Raw genomic sequence first — 12,716 nt, 5'->3', positions numbered from 1 at the left:
TGTAGGCTTTTCTTTTTTTAATTAAGCTTGAGATTTTTTAAGGTCAAATTTGTAAGAAACAAAACCATACAATGTCCAACCGATAAAGGTCACAATTGAACCATATAACATCGCTTGTTCACCGGCTGCATAAAGTGCATAGATACTATAGAGTGAACCAATAAAGGCAACAAAAACGGTTGTTTTATATTTTTGTGGCGCAACATTTTCCTCTTTCAATAATACTGCGAGAGCAGCCATTGAGAGCAAGTATGGGATGACGTTTGTAACCACTGCTAAGTCCACCAACACATTGAATTGTTTATTTAATGATGGGCTGATTGTCATTAAAGAAAGTAAAGTTTGTAACGCAGTAATAGTAATCATACCAACAACAGGCGCATCTTTACTGGTAACTTTTTTGAAAAATGCTGGGAAATAACCTTCTTCTGCTGAAGATTTGAATACTTGAGCAATAGTGAACTGCCAGCCTAATAATGAACCAAAGCAAGACATCACCATTAAGACCATGATAACTTTACCGACAATTTCATCAAACATATGAGCAAAGGCTAAACCGAATGGTGCTGTTGAATTAGCGAGTTCAAGGTTAGGTACAATACCTGCAATCACGTTAGTTGAAACAATATAAATTACCGCTGCCCCTAAAGTACCACCAAGTACTGCGATTGGTACGTTTTTCTCTGGATTTTCAACTGCATCTGCGTTAGCGCAAGCTGATTCTAACCCTAAGAACGCCCATAATGTCATTGAAATAGATACACCGATCGCTTCAAAAGTTGGTACATTATGTGGGTTCCAAGAGTTTACATACATTGAACCATCAAACCATTTCCAACCAATGATAGAAATACCAACTACAGGGATAATTACGCCCCAGATAGTAAATGAACTTATATTACCGGTGATTCTTGCACCACCAAAGTTAAGAACGGTTGCAAGCCAAAGGGTGAAGATGGTCCATAATGCGATAGAAAGTGGAGAAAGGGTTGCGCCGAGAAGCTCTGAACCATAACCCACCGCAGAAATCGCGATTGCTGTATTCGCAATAACTAATGATACACCGTAAGTGTAGTTAGCCATGAAGTTACCGGCTTTACCGAAAGAGTATTCCGCATAACCGCCCATACCACCAGATTTTTTACTGAACATACCGCATTGTGCGAATGCATAAGCTAAGGCTGTTGAACCAACGGCTGTTACAAGCCAAGAAACGATGGAAATAGTCCCAATTTCGGCTAATTTGGTCGGTAACATAATGATACCGGAACCCATCATATTAACCATGGTAAGAATGGTGAGTTGTACTACACCAATTTTATTACTTTTAGCGCTCATAATTTATACTCCTACAAGTGCGGTCAAAAAATCAGATGTTTTTAACCGCACTTTCTTTTGTTTGTGCTGAGAGGGTTATGAGGAAGATCCTCACAACCTCACTTTATTAATAGTCAGTTAAAACATAGCCATATGCACGAGTACGTCCATCAGGGTCTTTTTGTAAGTAAACCCCTTGGATTTCAGGTGCGAAACCAGGTAATGTGTTGATACCTTCTTCTAATGCAAGGAAGTATTTTTGTGCAGTTGGACTCCATCTTTCTCCAGGCACCACACATAACACACCTGGAGGATAAGGTAATGCACCTTCCGCAGCCACACGACCAACAATATCAGTCAATGGAACGAGTTCAACTTTGTTACGAACGAATTCAATATTCGCATCGTGTGGATTTAACGCATATTCCGGTAATGTTGCTTTACGGAATAGGTCTTTTTGAAGTTGTTTTACATTGCGGCTTACATAAAGGTCATGCATTTCTTGGCATAATTGACGGATAGTATAGTCTTTGTAACGGTCTTCATTGTTTTTATACACAGTTGGCAATACATCTTTTAATAAAGAGTCTTGTTTAATGTGTTTTTCAAACAAGGCGATTTGAGCGACCAAAGTTTGCATTTTGGTGAGGGTTTCTGCCGGAGTGAGCAAGAATAAGATTGAGTTCAAGTCACATTTTTCCGGAATAATACCGTTTTCACGTAAGTAGTTAGCAAGAATAGTTGCTGGTACACCAAATTTTTCATATTCGCCTGTTTCTAAGCTAATACCTGGTGTGGTAAGCAAGAATTTACAAGGGTCAACGAAGTATTGTTCATCAGCATAACCTTCAAATTTATGCCATGTATCTGTTGGGTGAAATTTGAAGAACTCGAGATTAGTTGCAATTTCTTCTGTATCATAATCTTGCCATTTTTTACCTTTAATTGTGGTTGGAATAAATGGACGAATTAATTCACAGTGATTTAACACTAATTTACGCGCTTCGATACCTACTTTCACACATTCATGCCATAAGCGACGACCCGCTTCGCTACCTTGAATTTTTGCATTAACATCTAACGCCGCAAATAATGGATAGAACGGACTGGTTGACGCATGTAACATAAAGGCATTATTGAAACGTTTGTGGTTTACATAACGATCTTGACCTTTAATGTGTTTATCTTTTTTGTGAATTTGTGAAGTTTGTGAGAAACCTGCTTGTTGTTTATGAACAGATTGAGTCACTAAAATACCAGGGTCATTTTCATTTAATTCAAGCAATAATGGAGAGCAGTCTTTCATCATTGGAATGAATTGTTCATAACCTACCCATGCAGAGTCGAATAAGATGTAGTCACAAAGATGACCAATTTTATCTACCACTTGACGTGCGTTATAAATTGTACCGTCATAAGTACCTAATTGAATAACGGCTAAACGGAATGGACGTTTTTGGTTTAATTTTTCAGGCGCCACTTCTTTAATTAATGATTTCAAATAATCTTCTTCGAAGCAGTGACTATCGATACCACCAATGAAACCAAATGGATTACGTGCAGTTTCTAAGTAAATTGGGGTTGCACCCGCTTGAATTAATGCACCATGGTGGTTTGATTTATGGTTATTACGGTCAAATAATACTAAATCGCCCGGAGCAAGTACTGCGTTTAATGCAACTTTGTTTGAAGAAGATGTACCATTTAATACGAAGTAAGTTTTATCTGCATTGAATACTTGAGCAGCATATTTTTGTGCATCACAAGCTGCACCTTCGTGAATTAACAAGTCACCTAATTTCACGTCTGCATTACAAATATCTGAACGGAAAATGTTTTCACCGTAGAAGTCATAAAGGAAACGACCTGCTGGGTGTTTACGGTAGTATTGACCACCTTGATGTCCCGGACAGTCAAAAGCAATATTACCCATTTCTACATATTCACTTAACATTTTGAAGAATGGAGGTAACATTTTTTCTTCATAAAGTCTTGCAGCAGTTTCGATTTGACGGCTATAAAGCTTAATGTCATAACCATTTAAATCTTGAATATGATAAATAGCATCATAGAATTTCGGATCAACTTGTTCTTCTTCAGTTTGAACAACAAATACTGGGATACCAAAATTTGTTGCTTGAATACGTTCAAGGTATTCACCTACATCCCCTGATGTCAACATGATAGCTGCAACATCAGTAAAGTCTGTTTTGGTAATTTCAACTAATTCTCTATTTGTAGAGAAATATTGTTCAACTTTTGGATTATATGCAATTTTTAAGTTTGGCATAATAAACTCCTTTTATTTATTTTTTTGACGTAAAGTTACCCTGCGCTATTAATTTTAATAACGCAATAGATTTATTTAGAATAAAACAACTCGCTCTAGTTTTTTAATATAAAAAACTAAAGTAAGAATTTTTATTTTAAATTAAATAAGATTAAGTTAATTTCACAAAATATTTCTTGCCTGTTCTAGACAATACAAAAATATTCAGAAATTAATCTATGGAGACTCTCTAAACAGAGAGAACAACTCTGTTTAGAGAGCCGTGTTGGATGGTTTATTTTGAGAAGCGAATACTGAGTATGAGAAGCAAGAGCGATGCGATGGCATCATAATATGGCGTGTACGACGGATATGCGCCATCAAAGAACGACCTTTTATCGGATTAAACCATAAAAGTCTCAATACTTTCGTATAGACGTATCTGTGTATATATGTACGAAGTAGCATAGAAAAATTCCCTCTTTCTATCTAAACTAACCTTAGTTAGGTATATTCTCTGCTTGTGTAAATATCATGTCAATAATATTTTTCAAAAAATGTGATCATTATCAAAAAATAAATTTAATTTTTATATAAAAATAAAACCACAAAAAGTATGGAGATAAATTATTCTTGATTGCCTTTTAATTTTTGTTGTTCTGTGCCTGCATATTTAGCACGTTTCAAATCACGTGATAAATCTAACAAATAATTAATTTCGCGTTCTGAATGATGAACAAGACTCAATAGGTGTCTATTTTTAAGATTAAAAGCCATAGAGATCTCCTTATCGGATGCCATCAATAATGGCTACCTTACTGTGAATGAAGTTATTTTTACTGGATTGGATACCCTATTTTTGTCCCAAACGTGAAGTTTTGCAACCAAATTCAATCCCTTATTTTGTGATGCATATCACACTTCATTTCATAACTTTATATTTCACTTTCTTTATATATAAAAGAGCTTTAAAATCTTGCCGATTCTTACACAACAGGAGCTCATATGATCAACAGAAGATATTTCATCCAGCTTGGCGCAAGCAGCATTTTAGCGTTAAGTGCGAGCCGTTTTGCTTTTGCGAAAAGCGACACACAAGTTGATTTACGCATTGTGGCAACAACAGATGTTCATAGTTTCTTGACCGATTTTGACTATTATAAAGATGCACCAACAGATAAATTCGGTTTTACTCGTGCGGCAAGCCTTATTCGTCAAGCACGTGCTGAAGTGAAAAATAGTGTATTAGTAGATAACGGTGACCTAATTCAAGGTAATCCAATTGCAGACTATCAAGCTGCACAAGGCTATAAAGAGGGTAAATCTAACCCTGCGGTCGATTGTTTAAATGCGATGAATTATGAAGTGGGTACATTAGGTAACCACGAATTTAACTATGGTCTCAATTATCTTGCAGATGCCATCAAACAAGCTAAATTCCCAATTGTGAATGCGAACGTAGTAAAAGCGGGGACAGAAGAACCTTATTTCACACCTTATGTCATTCAAGAAAAATCTGTGGTGGATAATAATGGCAAAACACATAAATTAAAAATTGGTTACATCGGCTTTGTGCCACCGCAAATTATGGTTTGGGATAAAGCGAACCTTCAAGGTAAAGTAGAAACCCATGATATTGTAAAAACAGCGCAAAAATATGTACCTGAAATGAAGAAAAAAGGGGCTGATATTATCGTTGCATTAGCTCACACAGGCCCATCTGATGAACCTTATCAAGAAGGTGCTGAAAACTCAGCATTCTATCTAGCTGATGTACCACATATTGACGCCGTTATTTTTGGTCACTCACACCGTTTATTCCCAAATAAAGAATTTGCGAAATCACCAAATGCAGACATCGTAAATGGTACCGTAAAAGGCGTACCAGAAAGTATGGCTGGTTACTGGGCAAATAATATCAGCGTGGTGGATTTAGGCTTAACAGAACACAAAGGCAAATGGATTGTTACCTCTGGAAAAGCGGTACTTCGTCCAATCTATGATGCTAAAAATAAAAAAGTGCTTGCAGAAAATGACCCAGAAATTACCGCACTTTTAAAACCAGTTCACGAAGCTACACGTAAGTTTGTTTCTCAACCTATTGGTAAAGCCACAGACAATATGTACAGCTATCTTGCATTAGTGCAAGATGATCCAACCATCCAAATAGTGAACCAAGCACAAAAAGCGTATGTAGAAAAAGTTGCACCAAGTGTTGCAGCAATGGCTGGCTTACCTATTTTAAGTGCAGGAGCACCATTTAAAGCTGGTGGTCGTAAAAATGACCCAACGGGTTATACCGAAGTAAATAAAGGTGAATTAACTTTCCGTAATGCGGCGGATTTATACCTTTACCCGAACACGCTTGTGGTAGTGAAAGCGACAGGCGAACAATTAAAAGAATGGTTAGAGTGCAGTGCAGGTATGTTTAAACAAATTGACCCTACAAGTGATAAACCACAATCATTAATCGACTGGGAAGGTTTCCGTACTTACAACTTTGATGTGATTGATGGTGTCAATTATGAATATGATCTAACTAAACCTGCACGTTATGATGGTGAATGTAAATTGATCAACCCAGAATCGCATCGTGTAGTGAATCTCACTTATCAAGGCAAACCGGTTGATCCAAAAGCAGAATTCTTGATTGCAACGAATAACTATCGTGCTTACGGTAATAAATTCCCAGGCACTGGCGATCAACATATTGTTTACGCATCACCAGATGAAAACCGTCAAATTTTAGCTGATTACATTAAAGTAACCAGTGAAAAAGAAGGTTCTGTAAACCCTAGCGCGGATAAAAACTGGCGTTTTGTGCCTATCTCAGGTAACGATAAATTAGATGTCCGTTTTGAAACATCTCCAACCGAACAAGCGGCGAAATTTATCGCAGAAAAAGCACAATACCCGATGAAACAAATGGGTACAGATGAAATTGGTTTTGCAGTGTATCAAATTGATTTATCTAAATAATAATTAGTAAAATAAAATGCTGTCTAAATATTAAAATTTAGGTGGCATTTTTTCTTCCCAAAGTGCGGTTAAATTTTTAAAGATTTTTGCTCAATTCACAATCTATCTTTATTTTACAAATTAATCCCAACCCCCAGCAAAGCTGCCGCTAACTTTGATAAAGAGACTATTTCTATCGAAGCCTAACAACCTATTATAGGTTCAATAAAGATGTAAATAGCTATCTGAACTACCATATAAAAAGTAATAATTATAAAACTAATGCACAATACTATTCTATTTTTAGAAATTTGGCTATAAAGGCAAACAACACATTTCTGGCATTTTTTGGAGAGATTATTTTATACTGTAGAAACTTCTTCTATTTTGTTTCCATCACTATTTTATTTATTCTTCAAGAAGAAGATAGTTTGTAGTAACTACAGTATCAAGTCATTAACTCTCATTAGAAAAAGCTCAGCATCAATAAAATTTTTATTGTGGATAACTTTATAAAAACCTGTCATAAAACTGTTTTTACTCACTTGGTAACTTTGAGAAAAAATAAAGTTGTTAATAACTTTCTATTTTACACACAAAATTTTTAAAGAAAATGATCGAATTTTCACAAGATCTTTAGATCCTATAACACCAGTTTCCGTAAGGATCTAATAAGGTTACTCACAATCACAAAGGATCTTAATAGTAACAATAATAAGATCTTTATATATAAAAAGAGATCTTATTTACTAATACAAACCTGATGTTTCAAAGGATCAATAGATCCATTCTTTTTTTGTCAGGTGTTTTAAATTTCTGTAGAATAATGCCAATTTTTTGATCCGAATAAATAGAGATAGATATGTTTTACACTGAAACTTATGATGTGATTGTAATCGGTGGTGGCCATGCGGGTACAGAAGCTGCGCTTGCACCAGCTCGAATGGGATTAAAAACCCTTTTATTAACACATAATGTAGATACTTTAGGGCAAATGTCTTGTAATCCTGCAATTGGTGGGATCGGTAAAGGTCATTTAGTAAAAGAAGTAGATGCTATGGGTGGTTTGATGGCGCATGCTGCAGATAAAGCAGGAATTCAATTTCGTACTTTAAATAGTAGTAAAGGCCCAGCAGTTCGTGCTACTCGTGCCCAAGCTGACAGAGTTTTATATCGTCAAGCTGTTCGTACAGCATTAGAAAATCAACCTAATTTAGATATTTTCCAACAAGAAGCGACAGATATTCTAATTGAGCAAGATCGAGTTACAGGCGTTAGCACAAAAATGGGATTAATTTTTCGTGCTAAATCAGTGGTATTAACTGCAGGTACTTTCTTAGCCGGTAAAATTCATATTGGTTTGGAAAATTATGAAGGTGGTCGTGCTGGAGATACTGCTTCTGTAAATCTTTCATATCGATTAAGAGATCTCGGATTACGTGTAGATCGCCTTAAAACAGGTACACCACCGCGTATTGATGCACGCACGATCAATTTTGATATTTTAGCTAAACAGCATGGTGATGCTGTATTACCTGTATTTTCTTTTATGGGATCGGTATCTGATCACCCGCAACAAATTCCTTGTTATATCACCCACACTAATGAACAAACTCATGAAGTGATCCGTAATAACTTGGATCGCAGTCCAATGTATACAGGTGTGATTGAAGGGATCGGTCCACGTTATTGCCCATCTATTGAAGATAAAGTAATGCGTTTTGCGGATCGTAATTCACATCAAATCTATTTGGAACCAGAAGGATTAACCAGTAACGAAGTGTATCCAAATGGGATTTCTACCAGTTTGCCGTTTGACGTACAAATGGGCATTGTAAATTCCATGAAAGGTTTGGAAAAAGCTCGCATCATTAAACCGGGTTATGCCATTGAATATGATTATTTTGATCCACGTGATTTAAAACCAACGTTAGAAACAAAAGCTATTTCAGGTTTATTCTTCGCAGGCCAAATTAACGGTACAACCGGTTATGAAGAAGCAGCGGCACAAGGCTTATTGGCGGGGATTAACGCAGGTCTTTATGTACAAGAGAAAGAGGCATGGTATCCACGTCGTGATCAATCTTATACTGGAGTATTGGTTGATGACCTTTGTACGCTCGGTACCAAAGAACCATATCGTGTATTCACTTCTCGTGCTGAATACCGTTTGTTATTACGTGAAGACAATGCAGATATTCGTTTAACGCCAATTGCCCATGAATTAGGTTTGATTGATGAGGCTCGCTGGGCACGCTTTAATCAAAAAATGGAAAAGATTGAGCAAGAACGCCAGCGCTTACGCAGCATTTGGCTGCATCCGCGTTCTGAATATTTAGAAGAAGCCAATAAAGTGCTTGGCAGTCCACTTGTGCGTGAAGCCAGCGGTGAAGATTTATTACGCCGTCCAGAAATGACCTACGATATTTTGACTTCTTTAAAGCCATACAAACCGGCAATGGAAGATAGAGAAGCCGTAGAACAAGTAGAAATTGCTATTAAATATCAAGGCTATATTGAGCATCAACAAGAAGAAATTAAAAAACAAAAACGCCACGAAAATACGGCTATTCCAGCTAACTTTGATTACAGCAAAGTGTCTGGTTTATCTAATGAAGTACGTGCGAAATTGGAACAACATCGTCCGGTTTCCATTGGACAAGCGAGCCGAATTTCAGGTATAACGCCTGCTGCTATTTCAATTATTCTGGTTAATTTGAAAAAACAAGGCATGCTAAAACGTGGGGAATAAAGTTTTTTATTAAAAAACAAAAGTGCGGTAAATTTTAATCTAGTTTTAAGCCTAGAGTATATTGTTTAATTATTGACAATAAAGCGTAAAACTATTAAAATTCGCCGTCTATTTCTATATGGAAGTAGATTTTTTGAACAACATTCTATTATTGAATAACATTTAAACTGGAGCTTTTTTTATGGCAACTATCAACCAGCTAGTACGCAAACCGCGTGTGAAAAAGGTTGTAAAAAGCAACGTTCCTGCATTAGAGGCTTGCCCGCAGAAACGTGGTGTATGTACTCGTGTATATACTACAACTCCTAAAAAACCAAACTCAGCGTTACGTAAAGTATGTCGTATCCGCTTAACTAACGGTTTTGAAGTAACTTCTTATATTGGTGGTGAAGGTCACAACCTTCAAGAGCACAGTGTTGTATTAATCCGTGGTGGTCGTGTTAAAGACTTACCGGGTGTGCGTTACCACACAGTACGCGGTGCATTAGACTGCGCAGGCGTTAAAGATCGTAAACAAGGTCGTTCTAAATACGGCGTTAAACGTCCTAAAGCTTAATGGTTCTCCGTTAAGTAAGGCCAAACGTCTAAATTAGCAAAACAATTTAAACCATAAACTCCAGTCAAAAGCGCTTTGCGCTGCAAATTTTCTCAATGAGAAATATTGCTGATGGGTTTTGGATATCCTGAAGATTAAAATACGGAGAAATTCGCAATGCCACGTCGTCGTAGTGTTGAAGCACGCAAGATTCTTCCAGATCCGAAGTTCGGTTCAGAATTACTTGCAAAATTTATTAATGTAATCATGGTAGACGGTAAGAAATCCGTTGCTGAATCAATCGTTTATGGTGCTTTAGAAACTTTAGCACAACGCACAGGTAAAGAGCCTTTAGAAGCTTTTGAAGTTGCACTTGAAAACGTACGTCCAACAGTTGAGGTTAAATCTCGTCGTGTTGGTGGTTCTACTTACCAAGTACCAGTTGAAGTGCGCCCTGTACGTCGTAACGCATTAGGTATGCGTTGGATAGTTGAAGCGGCACGTAAACGTGGTGATAAATCAATGGCTTTACGCCTTGCAAACGAATTATCTGATGCTTCAGATAATAAAGGTGCAGCAGTGAAAAAACGTGAAGACGTTCACCGCATGGCTGAAGCTAACAAAGCATTTGCTCACTACCGTTGGTAATAAGTTTTTGAATTTAAAGGGCTTCATCATTGATGAAGCCTTACCCTTATATAAACTGATATTAAATAAACAAGGTTATAATAATGGCTCGTACAACCCCTATTGAAAGATATCGTAATATCGGTATCAGTGCGCACATTGATGCGGGTAAAACCACTACTACTGAGCGTATCTTATTCTATACTGGTGTTAGCCACAAAATCGGTGAAGTGCACGATGGTGCAGCAACGATGGACTGGATGGAACAAGAACAAGAGCGTGGTATCACCATTACCTCTGCGGCAACAACTGCATTCTGGTCTGGTATGTCACAACAATTCCCACAACATCGTATCAATGTTATCGATACTCCAGGACACGTGGACTTTACTGTTGAAGTAGAACGTTCTATGCGTGTTCTTGATGGTGCAGTAATGGTTTACTGTGCGGTTGGTGGTGTTCAACCACAATCTGAAACCGTATGGCGTCAAGCTAACAAGTATGAAGTTCCACGTATTGCGTTCGTAAATAAAATGGACCGTACTGGAGCGAACTTCTTACGTGTTGTTGAACAATTAAAAACCCGCTTAGGTGCTAATGCGGTTCCACTTCAACTTCCAATTGGTGCAGAAGAAAACTTCACTGGTGTAGTTGATTTGATCAAAATGAAAGCGATCAACTGGAATGAAGCAGACCAAGGTATGACTTTCACTTATGAAGAAGTGCCTGCAAATATGCAAGCAGACTGTGAAGAATGGCGTCAAAATCTTGTTGAAGCGGCAGCTGAAGCATCAGAAGAATTAATGGAAAAATACTTAAGTGGTGAAGACTTAACTGAAGAAGAAATTAAGTCAGCATTACGTCAGCGCGTATTAGCAAATGAAATTATTTTGGTAACCTGTGGTTCTGCATTCAAAAACAAAGGTGTTCAAGCAATGCTTGACGCAGTTGTTGAATACTTACCAGCACCAACTGATATCCCTGCAATTAAAGGTATCAACCCAGATGAAACTGAAGGTGAGCGTCATGCAAGTGATGAAGAACCATTCTCTTCATTAGCATTTAAAATTGCAACTGACCCATTTGTAGGTAACTTAACATTCTTCCGTGTATACTCTGGTGTTATTAATTCTGGAGATACAGTATTGAATTCTGTACGTCAAAAACGTGAACGTTTTGGTCGTATCGTACAGATGCACGCTAATAAACGTGAAGAAATTAAAGAAGTTCGTGCAGGTGATATCGCAGCAGCTATCGGATTAAAAGATGTAACTACTGGTGATACATTATGTGCAATTGATTCGCCAATTATCCTTGAGCGTATGGAATTCCCAGAGCCAGTAATTTCTGTTGCGGTAGAACCAAAAACTAAAGCTGACCAAGAAAAAATGGGATTAGCATTAGGTCGTTTAGCACAAGAAGACCCTTCATTCCGTGTTCACACTGATGAAGAATCTGGGGAAACCATTATTTCTGGTATGGGTGAATTACACTTAGATATCATCGTTGACCGTATGAAACGTGAGTTTAAAGTGGAAGCTAACATCGGTAAACCACAAGTATCTTACCGTGAAACTATCCGTACTCGTGTTAATGATGTCGAAGGTAAACACGCTAAACAATCTGGTGGTCGCGGTCAATATGGTCATGTTGTTATCGACTTATACCCATTAGATCCAGAAGGCCCTGGTTATGAATTTGTAAACGAAATCAAAGGTGGTGTAATTCCTGGTGAATACATTCCAGCCGTTGATAAAGGTATTCAAGAACAACTTAAATCTGGTCCATTAGCGGGTTACCCAGTAGTTGATCTTGGTGTACGTTTACACTTCGGTTCATACCATGATGTGGACTCATCTGAGTTAGCTTTTAAACTTGCTGCATCTTTAGCATTTAAAGCGGCATTCTCAAAAGCAAACCCAGTATTACTTGAGCCAATTATGAAAGTTGAAGTTGAAACTCCGCCTGAATATGTTGGTGATGTAATTGGTGACTTAAGCCGTCGTCGTGCTATGGTAAACGGTCAAGAAGCGAACGAGTTCGTTGTTAAGATCGACGCTGAAGTTCCACTTTCAGAAATGTTCGGTTATGCAACAGACTTACGTTCACAAACTCAAGGTCGTGCATCTTACTCAATGGAACCGTTAAAATATGCTGAAGCTCCAACAAGTGTTGCGGCTGCAGTAATTGAAGCGCGTAAAAAATAATTTTTGTAAACCAGCGGTGTAAAATATGATTGTTTTATACCGCACTTCTTA

At 37.5% G+C, this 12,716-nt stretch carries 9 protein-coding genes; 5 read left to right on the top strand and 4 right to left on the bottom strand.

The window, feature by feature from the left end; translation table 11 throughout:
* Window positions 1-21: 21 nt before the first annotated feature.
* The 4 genes from potE to DQN24_RS02165 all read right to left on the bottom strand — a co-directional run bounded on the left by potE (window position 22) and on the right by DQN24_RS02165 (window position 4,363).
* Window positions 22-1,338: a putrescine-ornithine antiporter gene (gene potE / locus DQN24_RS02180; RefSeq protein ID WP_050949423.1), complete on the bottom strand. Its 1,317-nt coding sequence runs from the start codon at window positions 1,336-1,338 to the stop codon at window positions 22-24.
* Between the two features lie 106 nt (window positions 1,339-1,444).
* A complete protein-coding gene (gene speF / locus DQN24_RS02175) occupies window positions 1,445-3,607 on the bottom strand; it encodes an ornithine decarboxylase SpeF (RefSeq protein WP_111688826.1) in 2,163 nt (720 codons plus the stop codon).
* 252 nt (window positions 3,608-3,859) lie between these two features.
* Entirely contained in the window at window positions 3,860-4,054 is a 195-nt protein-coding gene (gene speFL / locus DQN24_RS09200; protein WP_197532058.1) for a leader peptide SpeFL, read from the bottom strand.
* 159 nt (window positions 4,055-4,213) lie between these two features.
* Window positions 4,214-4,363: a peptide transporter gene (locus DQN24_RS02165; RefSeq protein ID WP_076773263.1), complete on the bottom strand. Its 150-nt coding sequence runs from the start codon at window positions 4,361-4,363 to the stop codon at window positions 4,214-4,216.
* Between the two features lie 228 nt (window positions 4,364-4,591).
* Here DQN24_RS02165 and cpdB point away from each other — a divergent pair, with 228 nt between their 5' ends.
* The 5 genes from cpdB (at window position 4,592) to fusA (ending at window position 12,665) form a co-directional block, all read left to right on the top strand.
* The gene (gene cpdB / locus DQN24_RS02160) at window positions 4,592-6,565 is read left to right on the top strand and encodes a 2',3'-cyclic-nucleotide 2'-phosphodiesterase (RefSeq protein WP_111695328.1); all 1,974 of its coding nucleotides are present in this window, start codon (window positions 4,592-4,594) and stop codon (window positions 6,563-6,565) included.
* A gap of 841 nt (window positions 6,566-7,406) precedes the next feature.
* The gene (gene mnmG, locus DQN24_RS02155; protein ID WP_111695327.1) at window positions 7,407-9,296 is read left to right on the top strand and encodes a tRNA uridine-5-carboxymethylaminomethyl(34) synthesis enzyme MnmG; all 1,890 of its coding nucleotides are present in this window, start codon (window positions 7,407-7,409) and stop codon (window positions 9,294-9,296) included.
* Between the two features lie 181 nt (window positions 9,297-9,477).
* Window positions 9,478-9,852, top strand: coding sequence for a 30S ribosomal protein S12 (gene rpsL, locus DQN24_RS02150; RefSeq protein WP_005543325.1), 375 nt, complete (start codon window positions 9,478-9,480; stop codon window positions 9,850-9,852).
* A gap of 156 nt (window positions 9,853-10,008) precedes the next feature.
* Window positions 10,009-10,479 (top strand): 30S ribosomal protein S7, encoded by a 471-nt coding sequence (rpsG, locus tag DQN24_RS02145; RefSeq protein WP_005626581.1) that lies wholly within the window; start codon window positions 10,009-10,011, stop codon window positions 10,477-10,479.
* 83 nt (window positions 10,480-10,562) lie between these two features.
* Window positions 10,563-12,665, top strand: a complete 2,103-nt coding sequence (gene fusA / locus DQN24_RS02140) for an elongation factor G (protein WP_111695326.1) — start codon at window positions 10,563-10,565, stop codon at window positions 12,663-12,665.
* Window positions 12,666-12,716: the final 51 nt, after the last annotated feature.

Origin of the sequence: Haemophilus influenzae (assembly GCF_900475755.1) — a bacterium.
Lineage (GTDB): Bacteria > Pseudomonadota > Gammaproteobacteria > Enterobacterales > Pasteurellaceae > Haemophilus > Haemophilus influenzae_D.
Note: the sequence above shows the minus strand (reverse complement) of the source record. Positions and strands in the feature narration are given on the sequence as shown.

Excerpts from the sequence above, each read along its gene's own strand:
- potE (WP_050949423.1), bottom strand. The coding sequence starts at position 1,338 with ATGAGCGCTAAAAGTAATAAAATTGGTGTAGTACAACTCACCATTCTT.
- speF (WP_111688826.1), bottom strand. The coding sequence starts at position 3,607 with ATGCCAAACTTAAAAATTGCATATAATCCAAAAGTTGAACAATATTTC.
- speFL (WP_197532058.1), bottom strand. The coding sequence starts at position 4,054 with ATGCTACTTCGTACATATATACACAGATACGTCTATACGAAAGTATTG.
- DQN24_RS02165 (WP_076773263.1), bottom strand. The coding sequence starts at position 4,363 with ATGGCTTTTAATCTTAAAAATAGACACCTATTGAGTCTTGTTCATCAT.
- cpdB (WP_111695328.1), top strand. The coding sequence starts at position 4,592 with ATGATCAACAGAAGATATTTCATCCAGCTTGGCGCAAGCAGCATTTTA.
- mnmG (WP_111695327.1), top strand. The coding sequence starts at position 7,407 with ATGTTTTACACTGAAACTTATGATGTGATTGTAATCGGTGGTGGCCAT.
- rpsL (WP_005543325.1), top strand. The coding sequence starts at position 9,478 with ATGGCAACTATCAACCAGCTAGTACGCAAACCGCGTGTGAAAAAGGTT.
- rpsG (WP_005626581.1), top strand. The coding sequence starts at position 10,009 with ATGCCACGTCGTCGTAGTGTTGAAGCACGCAAGATTCTTCCAGATCCG.
- fusA (WP_111695326.1), top strand. The coding sequence starts at position 10,563 with ATGGCTCGTACAACCCCTATTGAAAGATATCGTAATATCGGTATCAGT.